Here is a 20,284-nt window from a genome sequence, read left to right as displayed (position 1 = left end):
GGTTATTTTTTCGCTTTCGGTCAACGTAAAGAATGAAGCCAGCTTCTCGTTTCTTGTTAAGAACAGATCTGGATCAGACTTCGTCAGGGCTGCGCAGGTTGGTCACTGCGATTCGCTGTTCGCGGCGCTGTTCCTTCTGCGAAGGCATGTCGGCGCGATAAACGCCTTGATCACCAACGACCCAGGAAAGCGGGCGACGCTCCTTGCCAATCGATTCCTGCAACAGCATCAAGCCTTGCAGAAATGCTTCTGGACGGGGCGGGCAGCCAGGTACGTAGACGTCCACCGGCAGGAACTTGTCCACCCCTTGAACCACAGAGTAGATGTCGTACATGCCGCCGGAGTTGGCGCACGAACCCATGGAGATAACCCATTTCGGTTCGAGCATTTGCTCATAGAGACGCTGAATGATCGGCGCCATCTTGATGAAGCAGGTACCGGCGATAACCATGAAGTCGGCCTGACGCGGCGATGCCCGGATAACTTCGGCGCCAAAGCGCGCGATGTCGTGGGGTGCCGTGAAGGCGGTGGTCATTTCCACGTAGCAGCACGACAGGCCGAAGTTGTACGGCCACAGGGAGTTTTTACGTCCCCAGTTGACCGCGCCACTCAGCACGTCTTCGAGCTTGCCCATGAAAATGTTTTTGTGAACTTGATCCTCTAACGGATCGGAAACGGTTTCCCGTTCGCCGATCGGGTACTGATCGTTAGGAGCATCGGGGTCGATCCTGGTGAGATTGTATTGCATTGCCAAAGCCTCATTGTTTCAGCTTCGCCTGCCGCTTGCGACGAGCTTCCGGAGCCCAGTCAAGGGCGCCCACTCGGAACAGGTAGACAAGACCTGCCAACAGAATTGCTATGAAAACGAGAGCTTCGACGAATCCGGTCCAGCCGCTTTCGCGGACGGACACAGACCATGCAAAGAGAAAGAGGGCTTCGATATCGAAGATCACGAAGAGCATCGCGACCAGATAGAATTTGGCTGAGAGCCGCAAGCGGGCGCCACCGGTAGGTAGCATGCCCGACTCGAACGGCTCGTTTTTGCTGCGGCCCCAGGCTTTTGACCCGAGGAGGCTGGAGACACCAAGCATGAAGGCACACAGGCCGACGACACCCAAAAGGAAAATGGCAAAGCCCCAGTTGTGGGCCATGAGTCCTGTCGCTTCGGGCATGCTGGTAATCCTTAACAGAGAGCAAAGGTCTCTGAGCTTGATAAAGAAATAGGCAGTGACGATATGTCGCAGCAATCAATCGCGCTGATTTTATGGCTAAACACCCAGCAAGTAAAATTCCTATAGCGAAATTATTTATTGGAATAAGGACATAGCGCACCTCGAATGCCCTGAGGCCCATGCGTTGCGGGCATTAGCCGGGTTTCAATGAATAATGTTTTGTCGTGGATGTAACGAACATAGTTGTGACTGAATGATAATTAATATCGTTTGGGGTGGTTTTGTAACTATTTAGCGGCGCAGTCGTTGGGAAGTTGTCTTATATACCCATTACTGCAAGTAGCGGCGGCGTCCGTTTTAGCTGATTTTCCTGGCGCGAATGCCGATCTGGATCAATGTTTTGTCTTGCAGGCTGAAGACGACACCTGTGGGAGCGAGCAGGCTCGCTCCCACAAGAGGTCTGTGGCGTTTGAGGAACCGCAGGCGAAAAAAAACGCCCCGAACCAGTCGGGGCGTCAGATGTGCAGCGCTGCGGTTAGCTTTTAATCGTTGCGCAACGGCCGTTTACTCAGTGAAGTCGATCAGTGGAACTGTTCTTCTTCGGTCGAACCGGTCAGCGCGGTTACCGAAGACGTGCCACCTTGAATCACGGTGGTCATGTCGTCGAAGTAGCCGGTGCCCACTTCCTGCTGGTGCGCCACGAAGGTGTAACCCTTGGAGGCGTCAGCGAATTCCTGCTCTTGCAGCTTCACGTAGGCAGTCATGTCGTTGCGGGCGTAGTCGTGCGCCAGGTTGAACATGCTGTGCCACATGTTGTGAATGCCGGCCAGGGTGATGAACTGGTGCTTGTAGCCCATGGCGGACAGTTCGCGCTGGAACTTGGCGATGGTCGCGTCGTCCAGGTTTTTCTTCCAGTTGAAGGAAGGCGAGCAGTTGTACGACAGCAGTTGGTCCGGGTATTCCTTTTTGATCGCTTCAGCAAAGCGACGGGCTTCGTCCAGATCCGGCTTGGCGGTTTCGCACCAGATCAGGTCGGCGTACGGTGCGTAAGCCAGGCCACGGGCGATTGCCTGGTCCAGACCGGCACGAACCTTGTAGAAACCTTCCTGAGTACGCTCGCCAGTCACGAACGGCTGGTCGTACGGGTCGCAATCGGAAGTCAGCAGGTCAGCAGCGTTCGCATCGGTACGCGCCAGAATGATGGTCGGTGTACCGGCAACGTCAGCAGCCAGACGTGCAGCGGTCAGCTTCTGTACGGCTTCCTGAGTAGGAACCAGTACTTTGCCGCCCATGTGGCCGCATTTTTTCACGGAAGCCAGTTGGTCTTCGAAGTGAACGCCGGCGGCGCCTGCTTCGATCATGCTCTTCATCAGCTCGTAAGCGTTCAGCACGCCGCCGAAACCGGCTTCGGCGTCAGCCACGATCGGAGCGAAGTAGTCGATGTAGCCTTCGTCGCCCGGGCCTTTGCCGGCTTTCCACTGGATCTGGTCAGCACGACGGAACGAGTTGTTGATGCGCTTGACCACGGTTGGAACCGAGTCCACCGGGTACAGCGACTGGTCCGGGTACATCGATTCTGCGGAGTTGTTGTCCGCAGCGACTTGCCAGCCGGACAGGTAAATGGCCTGGATACCGGCCTTGACCTGCTGAACAGCCTGGCCGCCGGTCAGGGCGCCCATGCAGTTGACGAAATCTTTGTCTGGACGGAAGGACGGCTTGGCACCCTGGGTGACCAGGTTCCACAGCTTCTCGGCGCCGAGTTTTGCAAAAGTGTGCTCAGGTTGAACCGAGCCACGCAGGCGGACGACGTCAGCAGCGGAGTAAGCGCGGGTCACGCCTTTCCAGCGCGGGTTTTCAGCCCAGTCTTTTTCGAGGGCTGCAATTTGCTGTTCGCGTGTCAGTGCCATGGAGATAAACCTCGTCGCGTCTTTTATGAAAAGTTGTTCTGCGGTGGAAAATTCCTGCGCTCGCTGACCAGAAGCTTAGGCGGTCAAGTCGGATTCGGCGGGGTAGGCGACGGGATGAACGATGGGCTCGAGGGGAAGTGAGCAGGTAAGGGCGGACTGCGGGCGCATTCGGGCGTCGTGGGCCTTTGTACGAACTACAGCGTGAAGCCGGGTTACCTAATTACGCTTCCGTCCCTCGGGACAACTTCGTTCCAGTCGGCAACCTCGTCAAACACACCTTGTGGGCGGTACAGACACGAAGCGGTTCGCGGGGTAGATGCGAACATCGCTTCGAAGACCCTTGCCAGGGCCTCTGATTAGCGGGAGCGAGGCCATCATGCCTTCGCTTTTTTGCCTCGTCAAACGTTTTGTAGTGCTTTTTTTCAAGCACTACATCTTTCGTCTAATACGACTAATCAGTCAGTTTTCGGTGGTTTAGTCCAAGGCTTCGACTTTTACCTTCAAGGTCATGTCATCCCGGCCTTGAGTCGAGTAGCTGCGGGCCAGGCCCTGTTTGTCGGCCTGAGTCTGGCGATTCACGCCGGCCAGAGTGATCCACTCGCCGAGACGTCCGCTGACGGTTGTGTCGGTACTTTGCACGTTCACTACATCGGGACGTTCCTGGCTCATGCGGTCGCGATTGGTCGTGATTGCCAGGTGAACGATGTCGCCGGTGACGCTGGCGGTGACGTAGAAACCCTGGGTGACGTTGCGGTACTCGGTCTGGCTGCTGTAATCGCCGTAGGAGTTGCTCTGGCTGCTGGTGATCGGCACGCTCTGGCCGACCTGGATCAGCGCCGGCATGCCGTCGGTGGCCTGGACTTGCTGGACGCCGCCGTCACGGCTGGAGGTGCTGCGGCTGATGATGCGGGTCTGCGCACCATTGACCGAATAACCTTCATCGCCACGGCCGTTGTTTTCATTGGTGTCGACGGTGATCAGCAGGCGTTTTGGCGCCGTGTCGAGCTGAGTGATCAGCGCCTTTAGTTCCTCGATCTTGTCCTGCTCGGCTTTGACGATCAACTGGTTGCCATAGGCGTTGACCTGGCCGTCCTTGCCGATGAAGTCTTGCGCCATCGGCAGCATGTCGGCGCTGGTGCGGTACTTGAGGGGGACGACTTCTGTGGCTGCCATCACCGAAAAACTGCAGCCGAGCAGCAGGGTGGTGAGCAGGGTGCGTAGGGACATGTCCGTTATCTCCGCTTTCGAAAGGCTTGATATTGCCAGTTTGTCGGCCTGGGGTGGGGCAAGTTGAATCGTAGACAGCAAAACGCCCCGGCATCGTGGGATGTCGGGGCGTTTTACAGTGTGCTTCAGGGCCTCTTCGCGAGCTAATGCTCGCTCCCACAGTGGTTTTCTGTTTGACACAAATCTGTGTCCACTGAGGTTCCCTGTGGGAGCGAGCCTGCTCGCGAAGGCCACGCCTCGGTTTTAAGCCGAATGGCGAACCATATCGACGTGTGGAATCCCTGCTTCCAGGAACTCTTCACTGACCAGGCTGAAACCCAGGCGCTCATAAAACGCCGTAGCCTGCACCTGAGCGCTGAGCATCTGCTGCTTCAGACCGCGCGCTTCAGCTTCAGCGATGACCGCTTGCATCAGCGCATCACCGACCTTCATGCCGCGCCAGTCTTTGAGCACCGACACCCGGCCGATGTGCCCGTCGGGCAGCAGGCGCGCAGTGCCGATCGGAAAGTCGCCTTCAAAAGCCAGAAAATGCACCGCGCTTGCGTCATCCGCGTCCCATTCCAGCTCAGGTGGCACCGATTGCTCAGCGATAAATACCGTCTCACGAATGCGGCGGATCTCGGCGATGTCCTTTTGCCAATCTGCGACACGTACGCGAATCTTATTCATCGGCGAACCCCAGGCTCCCTTGCTTGACCAGCTCGCACAACAGGCCACGACCGTCTTCGTCGTTCAGCCACTCGCCAAGGTTGTCGACATGCAAGGCATCGGCGGCGCAGATCAGTTTCAGCAGCTCACGCAGTTTGCCCGGCAGGTAACGGCTCTGGCCGCTGGCGAACAGCAGCAGATCGTCATCTACTTCCGACCACGCCAAACGTGCGCTTGGGTTGCGGATCAGCACGGCGCCATCCTGCAGGGCGCTGAGGAAGTCTTCTTCTTCGACTTCTTCCGGGCCGACGACCAGTTCCGGGTAGCGCGGCTCGGTCATGTACTGGCCGAACCAGGTCAGCAACAGGCGCTCGTCGCTCATGTGCTCGGCGAGCAGGCTCTTCAGGCGATCCAGTGCGTCGTGTTGAATCTGATGCGGATCGACCGCTGGCTGCGCGTCGGCATCGGTATAGCGCTCTTCGTCAGTCAGGAACTGGCTGAGGAAATCGGTGAAGTGGGTCAGCACTTCGGACGCGCTTGGTGCGCGGAAGCCGACCGAGTAGGTCATGCAGCTATCCACGGCGACGCCGCAGTGGGCCAGGCGCGGCGGCAGGTAAAGCATGTCGCCCGGTTCCAGAACCCACTCTTCAGTCTGTTCGAATTCAGCGAGGATGCGCAGGTCCGCGTGTTGCAGCAGCGGGCTCTCGGAATCGCACATCTGGCCGATTTTCCAGTTGCGCTTGCCGTGGCCTTGCAGCAGGAACACGTCGTAGTTGTCGAAGTGCGGACCAACGCTGCCACCTGGTGCGGCGTAACTGATCATCACGTCGTCGACGCGCCAGCTCGGCAGAAAGCGGAAGCTTTCCAGCAACTCGTTGACTTCCGGCACGAACTGGTCGACTGCCTGAACGAGCAGGGTCCACTCTTTTTCCGGCAATTTGCTGAATTCGTCTTCAGCGAACGGACCGCGACGCAGCTCCCATGGGCGCTCGCCGTGCTCGATCACCAGGCGCGATTCAACTTCTTCTTCCAGGGCCAGGCCGGCCAGTTCGTCGGCGTCGATCGGGCTTTCGAAGTCAGGAATCGCCTGACGGATCAGCAGTGGCTTTTTCTGCCAGTAGTCGCGCAGGAATTCGCGCGCCGTGAGGCCGCCCAGAAGTTGAAGAGGAATATCGGAATTCATATGTAACCTATTGAAAAAAAGCACTTTTCAGACGGGAATAAAAACGCCCGGCGCGGCCGGGCGTCTCAAACGGGTCAAGCGGTCAATCAGATGCGTTTGGCTTGCGCTACAGCGTTACCGATGTAGTTGGCCGGGGTCAGCAGTTTCAGCTCGGCTTTCGCTTCGGCTGGCATGTCCAGACCGTCGATGAAAGTCTGCAACGCTTCAGGGCTGATGCCCTTGCCGCGGGTCAATTCTTTCAGCTTCTCGTACGGGTTTTCGATGTTGTAGCGACGCATCACGGTCTGGATTGGCTCAGCCAGAACTTCCCAGCAAGCGTCCAGATCAGCGGCGATCTTCTGCGCATTCAGCTCAAGCTTGCTGATGCCTTTGAGGCTGGCTTCGTACGCGATCACGCTGTGGGCGAAGCCGACACCGAGGTTACGCAGTACGGTGGAGTCGGTCAGGTCGCGCTGCCAGCGGGAGATCGGCAGTTTGCTCGCCAGGTGCTGGAACAGCGCGTTGGCGATGCCCAGGTTGCCTTCGGAGTTTTCGAAGTCGATCGGGTTGACCTTGTGCGGCATGGTCGACGAACCGATTTCGCCAGCGATGGTGCGCTGCTTGAAATAACCCAGGGAGATGTAGCCCCAGATGTCACGGTCGAAGTCGATCAGAATAGTGTTGAAGCGCGCAATGGCGTCGAACAGCTCGGCGATGTAGTCGTGCGGTTCGATCTGCGTGGTGTACGGGTTGAAACCCAGACCCAGCTCGTCTTCGATGAAGGCGCGGGCGTTGGCTTCCCAGTCGATCTGCGGGTAAGCCGACAGGTGAGCGTTGTAGTTGCCGACAGCGCCGTTGATCTTGCCCAGCAGCGGAACGGCAGCGACTTGAGCGATTTGACGCTCGAGGCGGTAAACCACGTTCGCCAGCTCTTTACCCAGAGTGGTCGGGGAGGCTGGTTGGCCGTGGGTGCGCGACAGCATCGGCACGTCGGCGAAACGGATTGCCAGCTCGCGGATGGCGTCGCAGGTCTGACGCATCAGCGGCAGCATTACATCGTCACGGCCTTCGCGCAGCATCAGGGCGTGGGACAGGTTGTTGATGTCCTCGCTGGTGCAGGCAAAGTGGATGAATTCGCTGACGGCGGCCAACTCAGGCAGTTTGGCGGCTTGCTCTTTGAGCAGGTATTCGATCGCCTTGACGTCGTGGTTGGTGGTGCGCTCGATCTCTTTGACGCGCTCGGCGTGCTCCAGCGAGAAGTTTTCAGCCAGTTCATTGAGAACGGCGTTGGCCTCGGCGGAGAAGGCTGGCACTTCAGGAATACCGGCGTGGGCGGCCAGGCGCTGGAGCCAGCGCACTTCAACCAGAACACGGGCACGGATCAGACCGTACTCGCTGAAAATCGGGCGCAGGGCCTGGGTTTTGCCGGCGTAGCGGCCGTCAACAGGGGAAACCGCAGTGAGCGAAGAAAGCTGCATGGGGTGTTCTCGGACAGTCGGGCAACGAAATGGGGCGCGTATCATACATGAAAAAATCCGCCGGTCCGTTGCCAACTGACCGGCGTATTACGCGTTACAGACTTCAAAGCGTTTGTTGCGGGCGATTTACTCGCTGCGCATCAGCGGATACAGCTCTTTGAGCAGCTTGCGTCGGCTGATCACCAGCTGCCAGCGATGGCCGCCGAGCTGACGCCACAGGCGCGCCGAGCGAATCCCGGCGAGCAGCAGGGCACGAATCTTCGAGGCATTGCTTGGCTGTTGCAGGTTGCGCATGTCGCCGTGCACCTGAATGCGTTGGCGCAGCGTGCTCAGGGTGTCCTGATACAGCGCGCCGCATGCGGCAATGACGTTTTCGTGCGCCGGGCCGAAATGTTCGACCTGGGACTGGATCTGCGGCAGACGCTTGCCGATCGCATCGAGCATGTCGTCGCGCTTGGCCAGTTGCCGCTCGAGACCGAGCATCGACAGGGCATAGCGCAACGGTTCGCGCTGCAACGTGCTCGGATCGCGTTCAAGGGCGCCGATCAGTGCGCGATAGCCTTCGCGCAGATTGAGGTCGTCGCCGCCGTATACGTCCAGGGTGTCTTTCGGGTCGCGTACCAACAGACTGCCGAGCATGCAGGTCAGGCCGGCTTCGCTGGTCTGCCCGCTTTTGGCGATCCGGTCGACCAGCACGGCCGCGAGAAATACACCGCCCAGCGCCGTCAGTTGCTCCTGAGTCGGGCTCATGCCTGACCACTCCATGGCTCGGCGACTTCGATCACGCCGCCGCCGAGGCAGATTTCACCGTCATAGAACACCACGGATTGGCCCGGTGTTACCGCGCGTTGCGGCTCATCGAACACGGCGCGGTAGCCGGTTGCAGTCTGCTCCAGCGTGCAGGCCTGATCGCTCTGGCGATAACGCACTTTGGCAGTCAGGCGACGAGGCTGGCTCAGGTCGACCGGGTTGACCCAGTAGATTTCCGAGGCGAGCAGGGCGCTGGAGAACAACCACGGATGGTTGTTGCCCTGGCCGACGATCAGTTCGTTGTTGTCCAGATCTTTGCGCAGCACGTACCACGGCTCATCGCCGGCATCTTTCAGACCGCCGATGCCCAGGCCCTGACGCTGACCGATGGTGTGGTACATCAAGCCGTGGTGACGGCCGATGACTTCGCCTTCGGTAGTCTTGATCTCGCCCGGCTGTGCCGGCAGGTACTGCTTGAGGAAGTCGCTGAAGCGCCGTTCGCCGATGAAGCAGATCCCGGTGGAATCCTTCTTCTTGGCGGTCGCCAGTTCGTACTTCTCGGCAATTGCGCGGACTTCAGGTTTTTCCAGTTCGCCGACCGGGAACAGGGTCTTGGCGATCTGTTCGCCGCCGACGGCGTGCAGGAAGTAGCTTTGATCCTTGTTGGCATCGAGGCCTTTGAGCAGCTCGGTGCGGCCATCAATGTCGCGGCGGCGCACGTAGTGGCCGGTGGCGATCAGGTCGGCACCGAGCATCATGGCGTAGTCGAGGAACGCCTTGAACTTGATCTCGCGGTTGCACAGGATGTCCGGGTTCGGCGTGCGCCCGGCCTTGTATTCGGCCAGGAAGTGCTCGAACACGTTGTCCCAGTACTCGGCAGCGAAGTTGGCGGTGTGCAGCTTGATGCCGATCTTGTCGCAGACAGCCTGGGCATCCGCCAGGTCGTCCATGGCGGTGCAGTATTCCGTTCCGTCGTCTTCTTCCCAGTTCTTCATGAACAGGCCTTCCACCGCGTAACCCTGCTCGATCAGCAGGAGAGCGGAAACGGAAGAGTCCACGCCGCCGGACATGCCGACAATGACGCGCTTCTTGGATGTGTCAGAAGGGGCTGGATCACGCATAGGGATTCAATGAGTGTCTTTAAAAAGGACGCGATTCTATCAGGCTCGCGGCCTCAAGGCTAAAGAGAAGGGCGGATCAATTCGAGGCCGAAGTGATGGCCGGCCAGATAATCATCGATGCAACGGATGATCAGCTCGCTGCGCCAATGCTCGCGCTGCTCGATTAATTCGTCGCGGGTCAGCCACTTGGCGCCGACAATGCCGTCGTCGAGCTGATAATCCGGGTGATGTTTCAGTGCTTTGGCGACGAAGCAGATGCGTTGGTAGGTCACGCCGTTGCTGGGTGCGGTGTACAGATAAATGCCGACCACGCCGGTGGGTTCGACGTCCCAGCCGGTTTCTTCGAGGGTTTCACGAATGGCGGCATCGATCAGGGTTTCGTCAGGGTCGAGATGACCGGCGGGCTGGTTGAGCACGTTGCGGCCGGCCTTGTGCTCTTCAACCATCAGAAAGCGACCGTTGTCCTCGACGATGGTGGCGACGGTGATGTGGGGGAGCCATTCCATAAATCTTCCTCAATCTAGTGGTTGAAACCCAGTCCCTGAGGGAGCTGGCTTGCTGGCGATAGCGGTGGGTCAGTCACCCTTCATGTTGGATGATAAGCCGTCACCGCTGGCAAGCCAGCTCCCACAGGGTTTTATGGTGATCATATAACCCGGAAACACAAACCCCGGCACAAGGCCGGGGTTTGTTTACAGCGCTACAACCTTAAACCAGCGCAGCAATCGCCGCGTTGAGGGTTGCGCTTGGGCGCATGGCCTTGCTGATCAGCTCGGCATTGGCGTGGTAGTAACCGCCGATGTCGACTGGCTTGCCCTGAACGGCGTTGAGCTCGGCAACGATGGTTGCTTCGTTCTCGGTCAGAGTCTTGGCCAGAGTCGCGAACTGCGCTTGCAGTGCAGCGTCTTCGGTCTGGGCTGCCAGAGCCTGAGCCCAGTACATCGCCAGATAGAAGTGGCTGCCGCGGTTGTCGATGTTGCCGACTTTGCGCGATGGCGACTTGTTGTTGTCGAGGAACTGGCCAGTGGCCTGATCCAGGGTCTTGGACAGCACCAGTGCTTTCGGGTTGTTGTAGTTCACACCCAGATGCTCAAGCGAGGCTGCCAGGGCAAGGAACTCACCCAGCGAATCCCAGCGCAGGAAGTTTTCTTCAACCAGTTGCTGCACGTGCTTTGGAGCCGAGCCGCCGGCGCCGGTTTCGAACAGGCCACCGCCGTTCATCAGCGGCACGATCGACAGCATCTTGGCGCTGGTGCCCAGTTCCATGATCGGGAACAAGTCGGTCAGGTAGTCGCGCAGTACGTTGCCGGTCACCGAAATGGTGTCCTTGCCTTCGCGGGTGCGCTGCAGGGTGTACTTCATGGCATCAACCGGCGCCATGATCTGGATGTCCAGACCTGCGGTGTCGTGATCCTTCAGGTAAGCCTGAACTTTCTCGATCACTACGCCATCGTGAGCGCGCATTGGGTCCAGCCAGAAAATAGCCGGAGTGCTGCTGGCGCGAGCACGGTTGACGGCCAGTTTGACCCAGTCCTGGATCGGCGCGTCTTTGGTCTGGCACATGCGGAAGATGTCGCCGGCTTCAACAGCCTGTTCCATCAGCAGGGTGCCTTTGCTGTCGGTCACGCGAACCACGCCGTCAGCCTTGATCTGGAAGGTCTTGTCGTGGGAGCCGTATTCTTCGGCTTTTTTAGCCATCAGGCCAACGTTTGGCACGCTGCCCATGGTGGTCGGATCGAAAGCACCATTGGCTTTGCAATCTTCGATCACGGCCTGGTAGATGGTCGCGTAGCAGCGATCCGGGATCACAGCCTTGGTGTCGTGCAACTGACCGTCAGTGCCCCACATCTTGCCGGAGTCACGGATCATCGCTGGCATCGAGGCGTCGACGATAACGTCGCTCGGCACGTGCAGGTTGGTGATGCCTTTGTCGGAGTTGACCATCGCCAGCGACGGACGAGCAGCGTAGACCGCCGCCATGTCGGCTTCGATCTGCGCTTGTTGCTCGGCCGGCAGGGCTTTGATGCGAGCGTACAGATCACCGATGCCGTTGTTCAGGTTGAAGCCGATCTGGGCCAGCACGTCAGCGTGCTTGGTCAGTGCGTCTTTATAGAACTCGGCAACGATCTGGCCGAACATGATCGGGTCAGAGACCTTCATCATGGTCGCTTTCAGGTGAACCGACAGCAGCACGCCTTGAGCCTTGGCGCTTTCGATTTCAGCAGCGATGAACGCACGCAGGGCGTTTTTGCTCATCACGGCGCAGTCGAGAATCTCGCCAGCCTGAACGGTGGTTTTTTCTTTCAGGACGGTAGCGGTACCGTCTTTGGCGATCAGCTCGATTTTCACAGCGTCAGCGGCGTCGATCAGGGCAGCTTTTTCGCTGCCGTAGAAATCGCCGGTGCTCATGTGAGCGACGTGGGATTTGGAGTCTTTGGCCCAGGCGCCCATTTTGTGCGGGTGCTTGCGCGCATAGTTCTTGACCGACAGCGGTGCACGACGATCGGAGTTGCCTTCGCGCAGAACCGGGTTCACGGCGCTGCCCTTGATCTTGTCGTAACGCGCCTTGGCGTCTTTGTCGGCGTCGCTGGTCACGGTTTCCGGGTAGTCCGGCAGGTTGTAACCCTGAGCTTGCAGCTCTTTGATCGCGGCTTGCAGCTGTGGAACCGAAGCACTGATGTTCGGCAGCTTGATGATGTTGGCTTCAGGCGTAACGGCCAGGTCGCCCAGTTCGGCGAGGTGGTCGGCTACGGCTTTGTCACCCAGTTGCTCGGGGAAGCTGGCCAGGATGCGCGCTGCAAGAGAGATATCGCGGGTTTCCACGGCGATATCGGCCGAGGCAGTGTAAGCCTCGATGATCGGCAGCAGGGAATAGGTGGCGAGGGCTGGGGCTTCGTCGGTGAAGGTATAGATGATCTTCGAGCGGGTGGGCATATTCGGATTAACTCTCTCTTCTTTGCTAAAGCGTGCGCAGAAACTCGAGGGGCGCCGGGTAAGCGCGTTCGTTCAAAGTCATCCATGAACCGAATGTCGAGATTCTTCGCGGTGATGTTGGGTGCATCAGTAGAGCGTCAAGCAGTCGGGCCGCGGTAACAACCCGACCAATCAGGCGGAAAGTCTCGTTCTAGAGAGGCCAGCCGTCGTGACCCTTTGGTCAGCGGGCGGCATTATACATAGGTAGCTGGCAATCTGCCGATGGTTCATATGCAACGATTCTCGTCCATTGGTCTAAAGGTCGCAGGGCAGGGTGGGGCGTAGAGTCGTCGCGAATGCTTGAGTTTGGCGCTTTTCCCTTTGCTTTCAGGCTTGTACGAAACCAGATGTGCCTGTGCCGCGAACAGAGGGTTTGCGTGTTGATTTAACTGGGTTACGCTCGAACCAAGCCAGATGTTCAATCCAAACAATGGAGTTCAGCATGGGTTACAAGAAGATTCAGGTTCCAGCCGTCGGCGACAAAATCTCCGTCAATGCAGACCATTCTCTCAATGTTCCTGATAACCCGATCATCCCCTTCATCGAAGGTGACGGCATTGGTGTAGACATCAGTCCGGTGATGATCAAGGTTGTCGATGCTGCAGTTCAAAAGGCATACGGCGGCAAGCGCAAGATTTCCTGGATGGAAGTCTACGCCGGGGAAAAAGCCACTCAGGTTTACGATCAGGACACCTGGCTGCCTCAGGAAACTCTGGACGCAGTCAAGGATTACGTGGTTTCCATCAAGGGTCCGCTGACCACCCCGGTCGGTGGCGGCATCCGCTCGCTGAACGTGGCCCTGCGTCAGCAACTCGACCTCTACGTCTGCCTGCGCCCGGTGCGCTGGTTCGAAGGCGTGCCAAGCCCGGTGAAAAAGCCTGGCGACGTCGACATGACGATTTTCCGCGAGAACTCCGAAGACATCTACGCCGGTATCGAGTGGAAGGCCGGTTCGCCGGAAGCGACCAAGGTCATCAAATTCCTTAAAGAAGAAATGGGCGTCACCAAGATCCGTTTCGACGAAAACTGCGGCATCGGCGTCAAGCCGGTTTCCCTGGAGGGTACCAAGCGTCTGGCGCGCAAGGCTTTGCAATACGTGGTCGACAACGACCGCGATTCGCTGACCATCGTGCACAAAGGCAACATCATGAAGTTCACCGAAGGTGCCTTCAAAGAGTGGGCCTATGAGGTGGCGGCTGAAGAGTTCGGTGCGACGCTGCTCGACGGCGGCCCGTGGATGCAGTTCAAAAACCCGAAAACCGGCAAAAACGTTGTGGTCAAAGACGCCATCGCCGACGCCATGCTCCAGCAGATCCTGCTGCGCCCGGCCGAATACGATGTGATCGCGACCCTGAACCTCAACGGTGATTACCTCTCCGACGCCCTCGCGGCGGAAGTGGGCGGTATCGGTATTGCGCCGGGCGCCAACCTGTCCGACACCGTGGCGATGTTCGAAGCCACCCACGGTACAGCACCGAAGTATGCCGGCAAGGATCAGGTCAACCCGGGTTCGTTGATTCTTTCGGCAGAAATGATGCTGCGGCACATGGGCTGGACCGAGGCGGCGGATCTGATCATCAAGGGCACCAACGGCGCCATCAGCGCCAAGACTGTGACCTATGACTTCGAGCGTCTGATGGACGGCGCCAAGCTGGTTTCGTCTTCGGGCTTCGGTGATGCGCTGATCTCGCACATGTAACAGCAACACCCTGCAACAAAAACCGCCCCGCTCGAGATGATCGAGCCGGGCGGTTTTTTTATGGCTGAAGGTGTTAGTGCGTCAACTGGTAACCTTTTGTTCTCTGTCGACGACGGGGGTCGTTTCTTTTTTGGCGTCAACGGCTTCAATCTTCAAGGCATGCAAGCCTTTCGGGCCCTGCACGATGTCGAATTTCACCACCTGCCCTGCCTTGAGGGTTTTGTAACCCTCCATCTCGATAGCGGAATAATGCGCAAAGAAATCAATTTCTTCGCCATCGTCATCGCGACCTTCGCGGGAGTCAGTATTAATGAAGCCGAACCCCTTGACATTGTTGAACCATTTCACCTTGCCGACAGCCATGCTCAAATCCCTCTGCAACAGACTCCATCGCTGGAGTATCATCCAAGTCATCCGCAATCTAATTCGTTAAAAGAATTGACTCCGCGGATCTTTTTTACCCACTGTGGGCTCTATTGGTTGTAACACCGTTTTCCCGATAGTCAAGGTGACCGGGCAGTCGGAGTTGAAAACGTGGACAACCGCCCCCACCACTGTATTTGCACAACTGACGAACCTTTCTTTCCATGCATGCAATCAGCCAGATTCGACTAACATTCAATCAGGATCGCCCGACTCTCCAAAAGGATCACCCGGAGGAGCGCGACGACGATTCGGCGGGCGTTGCTGTTCAGGAGGCAAAGCCTGCGTTACAGGCGCCGCCGATGTACAAGGTGGTTTTGTTCAATGATGACTACACACCGATGGATTTCGTCGTCGAAGTGCTCGAGGTGTTTTTTAACCTGAATCGCGAGCTGGCGACCAAGGTCATGCTGGCCGTCCATACAGAAGGGCGGGCAGTATGTGGAGTGTTTACCCGCGACATCGCCGAGACAAAGGCCATGCAGGTCAACCAGTACGCCAGGGAAAGCCAGCATCCGCTACTCTGTGAAATCGAGAAGGACGGTTAATCGCCGACCACTTGGGTATGAGGTGAAGCTATGTTAAACCGCGAGCTCGAAGTCACCCTCAATCTTGCCTTCAAGGAGGCTCGTTCGAAACGTCATGAATTCATGACCGTCGAACACCTGCTGCTGGCCCTATTGGACAATGAGGCTGCCGCCACCGTTTTGCGTGCCTGCGGCGCGAACCTCGACAAACTCAAGCACGATCTGCAGGAGTTCATCGACTCCACCACGCCATTGATCCCCGTCCATGACGAGGATCGCGAAACCCAGCCAACCCTGGGCTTTCAGCGTGTGCTGCAACGTGCTGTTTTCCACGTGCAGAGCTCGGGCAAACGCGAAGTGACTGGCGCCAACGTGCTGGTTGCAATCTTCAGTGAGCAAGAGAGTCAGGCAGTGTTTCTGCTGAAACAGCAGAGCGTTGCGCGCATCGATGTCGTCAATTACATCGCGCACGGCATTTCCAAAGTGCCGGGGCATGGCGATCACTCTGAAGGTGAACAAGATATGCAGGACGACGAGGGCGGTGAGTCTTCTTCTTCAGGCAATCCTCTGGATGCTTATGCCAGCAACCTCAACGAACTGGCGCGTCAGGGTCGTATCGACCCGTTGGTCGGACGCGAACTGGAAGTCGAGCGCGTCGCACAGATTCTCGCGCGTCGGCGCAAGAACAATCCGCTGCTGGTAGGCGAGGCTGGCGTCGGTAAAACCGCGATTGCCGAAGGCCTGGCCAAGCGTATTGTCGATAACCAGGTGCCAGACCTGTTGGCTGGCAGCGTTGTTTATTCCCTTGATCTCGGTGCTCTGCTCGCGGGCACCAAGTATCGCGGTGATTTCGAGAAGCGCTTCAAGGCGCTGCTCAATGAGCTGAAGAAACGTCCGCAAGCCATTCTGTTCATCGACGAAATCCACACTATTATTGGTGCCGGTGCGGCGTCGGGTGGCGTGATGGATGCCTCGAACCTGCTCAAGCCTTTGCTATCGTCTGGCGACATTCGTTGCATCGGTTCGACTACGTTCCAGGAATTTCGCGGTATCTTCGAGAAGGATCGTGCGCTCGCACGACGCTTCCAGAAGGTCGATGTCGTCGAGCCGTCGGTGGAAGACACCATCGGCATCCTGCGCGGCCTGAAAGGGCGTTTCGAAGCGCATCACAACATCGAGTACAGCGATGAGGCGTTGCGCGCCGCTGCCGAACTGGCTTCGCGCTACATCAACGACCGGCACATGCCGGACAAAGCCATCGACGTCATTGACGAAGCCGGCGCTTACCAGCGCCTGCAGCCGGTCGAGAAGCGCGCCAAGCGTATCGAAGTGCCGCACGTCGAAGACATCGTGGCGAAGATTGCGCGGATTCCGCCGAAGCACGTCACTAGTTCCGACAAGGAACTGCTGCGTAACCTCGAGCGCGATTTGAAGCTGACGGTATTTGGTCAGGATGCGGCGATCGATTCGCTGTCGACTGCGATCAAACTCTCCCGTGCAGGCCTCAAGTCGCCAGACAAGCCAGTCGGTTCGTTCCTGTTCGCAGGGCCAACCGGTGTTGGTAAAACCGAGGCCGCACGGCAATTGGCCAAGGCGCTGGGTATTGAACTGGTTCGCTTCGACATGTCCGAGTATATGGAGCGTCACACCGTATCGCGTTTGATCGGTGCACCTCCAGGCTATGTCGGCTTTGATCAGGGCGGTCTGTTGACCGAAGCGATTACCAAGCAGCCGCATTGCGTATTGCTGCTCGATGAAATCGAGAAGGCGCACCCGGAAGTCTTCAACCTGCTGCTGCAGGTGATGGATCACGGCACGCTGACCGATAACAACGGGCGCAAGGCGGATTTCCGCAACGTGATCGTGATCATGACCACCAACGCCGGTGCCGAAACGGCCGCGCGTGCTTCGATTGGTTTCACTCATCAGGATCACTCGTCTGATGCGATGGAAGTGATCAAGAAGAGCTTCACGCCGGAATTCCGTAACCGTCTGGACACCATTATCCAGTTTGGTCGCCTCAGTCATGAGGTCATCAAGAGTGTGGTGGACAAGTTCCTTACCGAGCTTCAGGCGCAGCTGGAAGACAAGCGGGTGCTGTTGGAAGTTACCGACGCGGCGCGCAGTTGGCTGGCGGCCGGTGGTTACGACTCGGCAATGGGCGCACGTCCGATGGCGCGTCTGATCCAGGACAAGATCAAGCGTCCGCTTGCGGAGGAGATTCTGTTTGGCGAGTTGGCCGAGCATGGTGGCGTGGTTCACATCGACGTCAAGGATGGGGAGATGACCTTTGACTTCGAAACCACGGCGGAGATGGCCTGACGGCCTGTTGTAAGCGAAAGGCGCCTTCGGGCGCCTTTTTGTTGTCAGGCGTTTTTGGGTGTATATCCGTTGCTGCTGTGATGGCTTATTACGGTTTCGCCCTTACGGCGACTCACTTTTTTTCAAGCGCCAAAAAAAGTAAGCAAAAAACGCTTGCTCCTACGTGCGGCCCGCTCGCTGGGGCTCTGGGTCCCTTCGCTCCGGGATCGATCCGGGCGCAGCGTCTCCGGTTTGCTGCGCTGCACCTCCTCTCGCTGTGTTTGGCTTCGCCAAACGGTCGCTGCGCTCCCACCCCCGGATCAATCCCGGAACGAAGCCTGCCGACGTCGCCTGTGGATCAAGATCAAGAGCTGCAGCCGAGCTAACGCTCATCCTGTTGAGTGGTGAGGAGCACAGGGTGGTCTGCTTTGAATTTGTGGTGGATTTACCCCTCATCGGAACCCCGCCCGCCCAGCCCTCTCCCGAGGGAGAGGGGGCCGATTTGTGTGCTTTTCAAAGCCTGAGTTCGACTCGGTATCGCACGTCGGCGTAGTTCGCCCAGGCACCCCCGGTCATTCCCCTCTCCCTCCGGGAGAGGGCTAGGGAGGGGCTCTTGATCTTGCTTCGGCTTTTGATCTTTTGCCCCATCGGCAGGCCGAGCGAAGGTGTTCATCCGGGGGTTAGGCGCGCAGCGCCGTGCGGCGTAGCCGCATACATCGAGAGGAGGTGCAGCGCAGCAAACCGTAGTCGATGCCCCCGGATGGACGCCGTAGCGAGGGAACGCTGAGCCTCAGCGAAGTGCCGTACGCCGGGGCAAAGCCTTTTGGTTCCTTTTTGGCGTTTGAAAAAGGGACTCGCTGTAAGAGCGAAACCGCCAGCGGCAACACCCACAGCAACGGATATACACCTAAAATCCAAAACCCCAAAGAACCCAAATCCCAAACCCCAGACACAAAAACGCCCGGCATAAAGCCGGGCGTCTTGTATTGACTTGATTAACGAGCGCGGTAAGTGATGCGCCCTTTGCTCAAGTCATAGGGCGTCAGCTCGACGCGCACTTTGTCACCGGTAAGAATACGAATGTAGTTCTTGCGCATCTTGCCGGAAATATGCGCGGTTACGACGTGCCCATTTTCCAACTCCACACGAAACATGGTGTTGGGCAGGGTGTCGACGACAGTGCCTTCCATTTCGAAGCTGTCTTCTTTCGACATGCAGTAAAGCCCTCGGTATCCAATGAATGGCCCGGTGCAACTGCGCCAGGCAAAAGCGGCGTGCATTGTGCCCGAAAAATGGTGTTTACGCCAAGGGGTTTACGGCTTGTCGTTAGTTCAGGATCACCCAGCGCTGATTAATCAGCAGTTCGATGGGGCGATATTGGGTCTTGTAGTTCATCTTTTTGCAATTCTTGATCCAGTAACCAAGGTAGACCGCTTCAAGTCCGCGGCGCTGACTCTCGGCGATTTGCCACAGAATCGCGAAACGTCCAAGGCTGCGCCGTTCTTCGGCCGGTTCGTAAAAGGTGTAGACCGCCGACAAGCCGTTCGGCAGCAAATCGGTCACGGCTACCGCCAGCAACCGTCCGTCGAGTCGGAACTCGTAAAAGCGTGAGAAGGGCAGATCGCGCACCAGAAAAGTCGAGAATTGATCACGGCTTGGCGGGTACATGTCGCCGTCGGCGTGGCGCTGTTCGATGTAGCGCTGGTACAGCTCGAAGTATTCTTCACTGAACCCCGGTTTCGCCGGCTGTACCTGCAAGTCGGCGTTGCGCTTGAAAATCCGCTTCTGCTGACGATTGGGGGTGAACTGCGCCACCGGAATGCGCGCAGGCACACACGCATTGCAATTCTGGCAATGGGGGCGGTACAGATGATCGCCGCTGCGACGAAAGCCCATTTCCGACAGATCTGCGTAGACGTGCACATCCATGGGCTGGCTAGGGTCGAGAAACAGGGTTGTGGCCTGTTCCTCGGGCAGATAGCTGCAAGAGTGGGGCTGAGTGGCATAGAACTTCAAACGCGCCAACTCGGTCATGATCAACCCTCGGGATAAGCTGGTGAATTAAGTGTAAGCCACGCGCGCAAAAGTCGCTCAGCAAACCCAGGTGGCGTGATTGGGCTGATCCAGATGCCTTGCCAGATAGCCTGCGAATTCGTGGCGGGGAATCGCCCGGGCGCCGAGGCTGTGCAGGTGGTCGGTGGGCATCTGGCAGTCGATCAGCACGAATCCTGATGCTTGCAGGTGCCGGACCAGCGTGGCAAAGCCGTACTTGGAAGCATTGTCGGCGCGGCTGAACATCGATTCGCCAAAAAACAGCTGCCCCATCGCCAGTCCGTAAAGGCCACCGACCAGTTCTCCCTGATCCCACACTTCCACCGAATGAGCGAAGCCGCGCCGGTGCAGTTCGACGTAGGCGTCTTGCATGGCCTCAGTGATCCAGGTGCCGTCGGCGTAATCCCTTGGCGCGGCGCAGGCACGGATCACGGCTTCGAAGTCCTGATCGAAAGTCACCTCATAGCGCTCCTTGCGCAGCAATTTGCCCAGACTGCGCGAAACATGCAGTTCGTCGGGAAACAGCACGGTGCGAGGGTCAGGCGACCACCAGAGAATCGGCTGACCTTCGGAAAACCACGGAAAGCAGCCATGGCGATACGCCTGAATCAGGCGGTCGGCGGAGAGGTCGCCGCCGGCGGCGAGCAATCCGTTGGGTTCGCGCATGGCCTTTTCCAGCGGTGGAAAAGTCAGGGAATTACGTTGTAACCAAGTCAGCATGGCATCCAGGCTTGCAGAAGGGGAGGGCGGTGCGGGCTACTCGGCCCGCGATAAATTGTGCCGCGAAATGCAGCGAATGTCGTGCCGATCCTGCTCGACGTTCGCGGTGTTGCAACTTGGCGCG

At 58.1% G+C, this 20,284-nt stretch carries 18 protein-coding genes; 3 read left to right on the top strand and 15 right to left on the bottom strand.

Annotated features, from left to right (window positions below; all coding sequences use genetic code 11):
- Window positions 1-73 precede the first annotated feature (73 nt).
- The 11 genes from AB4P97_RS12670 to AB4P97_RS12620 form a co-directional block, all read right to left on the bottom strand.
- Complete coding sequence (locus tag AB4P97_RS12670; protein WP_042559865.1) at window positions 74-748, bottom strand: NADH-quinone oxidoreductase subunit B family protein; 675 nt, start codon at window positions 746-748, stop codon at window positions 74-76.
- Window positions 749-758: 10 nt separating this feature from the next.
- The gene (locus AB4P97_RS12665; protein ID WP_003223812.1) at window positions 759-1,172 is read right to left on the bottom strand and encodes an NADH-quinone oxidoreductase subunit A; all 414 of its coding nucleotides are present in this window, start codon (window positions 1,170-1,172) and stop codon (window positions 759-761) included.
- Between the two features lie 581 nt (window positions 1,173-1,753).
- The gene (gene aceA, locus AB4P97_RS12660) at window positions 1,754-3,079 is read right to left on the bottom strand and encodes an isocitrate lyase (protein ID WP_010458877.1); all 1,326 of its coding nucleotides are present in this window, start codon (window positions 3,077-3,079) and stop codon (window positions 1,754-1,756) included.
- Window positions 3,080-3,553: 474 nt separating this feature from the next.
- The gene (locus AB4P97_RS12655; RefSeq protein ID WP_395602765.1) at window positions 3,554-4,306 is read right to left on the bottom strand and encodes a secretin N-terminal domain-containing protein; all 753 of its coding nucleotides are present in this window, start codon (window positions 4,304-4,306) and stop codon (window positions 3,554-3,556) included.
- 243 nt (window positions 4,307-4,549) lie between these two features.
- The gene (locus AB4P97_RS12650) at window positions 4,550-4,975 is read right to left on the bottom strand and encodes a GNAT family N-acetyltransferase (protein WP_042559863.1); all 426 of its coding nucleotides are present in this window, start codon (window positions 4,973-4,975) and stop codon (window positions 4,550-4,552) included.
- Entirely contained in the window at window positions 4,968-6,137 is a 1,170-nt protein-coding gene (locus AB4P97_RS12645; RefSeq protein WP_395602764.1) for a JmjC domain-containing protein, read from the bottom strand. The genes AB4P97_RS12650 and AB4P97_RS12645 overlap by 8 nt, the downstream gene beginning before the upstream one ends.
- Before the next feature lie 86 nt (window positions 6,138-6,223).
- Entirely contained in the window at window positions 6,224-7,594 is a 1,371-nt protein-coding gene (gene purB, locus AB4P97_RS12640; protein ID WP_042559861.1) for an adenylosuccinate lyase, read from the bottom strand.
- 126 nt (window positions 7,595-7,720) lie between these two features.
- Entirely contained in the window at window positions 7,721-8,344 is a 624-nt protein-coding gene (gene hflD, locus AB4P97_RS12635; RefSeq protein WP_042559860.1) for a high frequency lysogenization protein HflD, read from the bottom strand.
- Window positions 8,341-9,465, bottom strand: coding sequence for a tRNA 2-thiouridine(34) synthase MnmA (gene mnmA / locus AB4P97_RS12630; RefSeq protein WP_150592307.1), 1,125 nt, complete (start codon window positions 9,463-9,465; stop codon window positions 8,341-8,343). Before mnmA ends, hflD begins: the two co-directional genes overlap by 4 nt.
- Window positions 9,466-9,524: 59 nt before the next feature.
- Window positions 9,525-9,971, bottom strand: coding sequence for an NUDIX hydrolase (locus tag AB4P97_RS12625; protein ID WP_042559858.1), 447 nt, complete (start codon window positions 9,969-9,971; stop codon window positions 9,525-9,527).
- 202 nt (window positions 9,972-10,173) lie between these two features.
- Window positions 10,174-12,399, bottom strand: coding sequence for an NADP-dependent isocitrate dehydrogenase (locus AB4P97_RS12620; protein WP_042559857.1), 2,226 nt, complete (start codon window positions 12,397-12,399; stop codon window positions 10,174-10,176).
- A 481-nt stretch (window positions 12,400-12,880) separates the two neighbouring features.
- On the opposite strand from AB4P97_RS12620, the gene icd reads away from it, so the two are divergent.
- A complete protein-coding gene (icd, locus tag AB4P97_RS12615) occupies window positions 12,881-14,137 on the top strand; it encodes an NADP-dependent isocitrate dehydrogenase (RefSeq protein ID WP_042559856.1) in 1,257 nt (418 codons plus the stop codon).
- Between the two features lie 81 nt (window positions 14,138-14,218).
- Here icd and AB4P97_RS12610 read toward each other — a convergent pair whose 3' ends face one another.
- On the bottom strand, window positions 14,219-14,500 hold the full coding sequence (locus tag AB4P97_RS12610; protein ID WP_047301917.1) for a cold shock domain-containing protein: 282 nt from the start codon (window positions 14,498-14,500) through the stop codon (window positions 14,219-14,221).
- A 224-nt stretch (window positions 14,501-14,724) separates the two neighbouring features.
- On the opposite strand from AB4P97_RS12610, the gene clpS reads away from it, so the two are divergent.
- Both clpS and clpA read left to right on the top strand, forming a co-directional pair.
- Window positions 14,725-15,108, top strand: coding sequence for an ATP-dependent Clp protease adapter ClpS (gene clpS / locus AB4P97_RS12605; protein WP_042559854.1), 384 nt, complete (start codon window positions 14,725-14,727; stop codon window positions 15,106-15,108).
- 30 nt (window positions 15,109-15,138) lie between these two features.
- Window positions 15,139-17,409 (top strand): ATP-dependent Clp protease ATP-binding subunit ClpA, encoded by a 2,271-nt coding sequence (clpA, locus tag AB4P97_RS12600; protein WP_042559853.1) that lies wholly within the window; start codon window positions 15,139-15,141, stop codon window positions 17,407-17,409.
- 974 nt (window positions 17,410-18,383) lie between these two features.
- Here clpA and infA read toward each other — a convergent pair.
- The 3 genes from infA to aat form a co-directional block, all read right to left on the bottom strand.
- Window positions 18,384-18,602, bottom strand: coding sequence for a translation initiation factor IF-1 (gene infA, locus AB4P97_RS12595; protein WP_002553999.1), 219 nt, complete (start codon window positions 18,600-18,602; stop codon window positions 18,384-18,386).
- A gap of 112 nt (window positions 18,603-18,714) precedes the next feature.
- On the bottom strand, window positions 18,715-19,422 hold the full coding sequence (locus tag AB4P97_RS12590; protein ID WP_042559852.1) for an arginyltransferase: 708 nt from the start codon (window positions 19,420-19,422) through the stop codon (window positions 18,715-18,717).
- Between the two features lie 57 nt (window positions 19,423-19,479).
- On the bottom strand, window positions 19,480-20,160 hold the full coding sequence (gene aat, locus AB4P97_RS12585; protein WP_042559851.1) for a leucyl/phenylalanyl-tRNA--protein transferase: 681 nt from the start codon (window positions 20,158-20,160) through the stop codon (window positions 19,480-19,482).
- Window positions 20,161-20,284 lie beyond the last annotated feature (124 nt).

This window comes from Pseudomonas sp. A1230 (assembly GCF_044218825.1).
Classification (GTDB): Bacteria; Pseudomonadota; Gammaproteobacteria; order Pseudomonadales; family Pseudomonadaceae; genus Aquipseudomonas; species Aquipseudomonas iridis.
The sequence above is the reverse complement of the archived record's forward strand: the minus strand, read 5'-3'. Positions and strand labels throughout refer to the sequence as shown.

Bases quoted from the DNA above. Each gene is read 5' to 3' on its own strand.
- clpS (WP_042559854.1), top strand. From the start codon at position 14,725: ATGCATGCAATCAGCCAGATTCGACTAACATTCAATCAGGATCGCCCG.
- aat (WP_042559851.1), bottom strand. From the start codon at position 20,160: ATGCTGACTTGGTTACAACGTAATTCCCTGACTTTTCCACCGCTGGAA.
- AB4P97_RS12665 (WP_003223812.1), bottom strand. From the start codon at position 1,172: ATGCCCGAAGCGACAGGACTCATGGCCCACAACTGGGGCTTTGCCATT.
- AB4P97_RS12650 (WP_042559863.1), bottom strand. From the start codon at position 4,975: ATGAATAAGATTCGCGTACGTGTCGCAGATTGGCAAAAGGACATCGCC.
- AB4P97_RS12620 (WP_042559857.1), bottom strand. From the start codon at position 12,399: ATGCCCACCCGCTCGAAGATCATCTATACCTTCACCGACGAAGCCCCA.
- icd (WP_042559856.1), top strand. From the start codon at position 12,881: ATGGGTTACAAGAAGATTCAGGTTCCAGCCGTCGGCGACAAAATCTCC.
- hflD (WP_042559860.1), bottom strand. From the start codon at position 8,344: ATGAGCCCGACTCAGGAGCAACTGACGGCGCTGGGCGGTGTATTTCTC.
- AB4P97_RS12670 (WP_042559865.1), bottom strand. From the start codon at position 748: ATGCAATACAATCTCACCAGGATCGACCCCGATGCTCCTAACGATCAG.
- AB4P97_RS12625 (WP_042559858.1), bottom strand. From the start codon at position 9,971: ATGGAATGGCTCCCCCACATCACCGTCGCCACCATCGTCGAGGACAAC.
- AB4P97_RS12590 (WP_042559852.1), bottom strand. From the start codon at position 19,422: ATGACCGAGTTGGCGCGTTTGAAGTTCTATGCCACTCAGCCCCACTCT.
- mnmA (WP_150592307.1), bottom strand. From the start codon at position 9,465: ATGCGTGATCCAGCCCCTTCTGACACATCCAAGAAGCGCGTCATTGTC.
- clpA (WP_042559853.1), top strand. From the start codon at position 15,139: ATGTTAAACCGCGAGCTCGAAGTCACCCTCAATCTTGCCTTCAAGGAG.
- infA (WP_002553999.1), bottom strand. From the start codon at position 18,602: ATGTCGAAAGAAGACAGCTTCGAAATGGAAGGCACTGTCGTCGACACC.
- AB4P97_RS12645 (WP_395602764.1), bottom strand. From the start codon at position 6,137: ATGAATTCCGATATTCCTCTTCAACTTCTGGGCGGCCTCACGGCGCGC.
- purB (WP_042559861.1), bottom strand. From the start codon at position 7,594: ATGCAGCTTTCTTCGCTCACTGCGGTTTCCCCTGTTGACGGCCGCTAC.
- aceA (WP_010458877.1), bottom strand. From the start codon at position 3,079: ATGGCACTGACACGCGAACAGCAAATTGCAGCCCTCGAAAAAGACTGG.
- AB4P97_RS12655 (WP_395602765.1), bottom strand. From the start codon at position 4,306: ATGTCCCTACGCACCCTGCTCACCACCCTGCTGCTCGGCTGCAGTTTT.
- AB4P97_RS12610 (WP_047301917.1), bottom strand. From the start codon at position 14,500: ATGGCTGTCGGCAAGGTGAAATGGTTCAACAATGTCAAGGGGTTCGGC.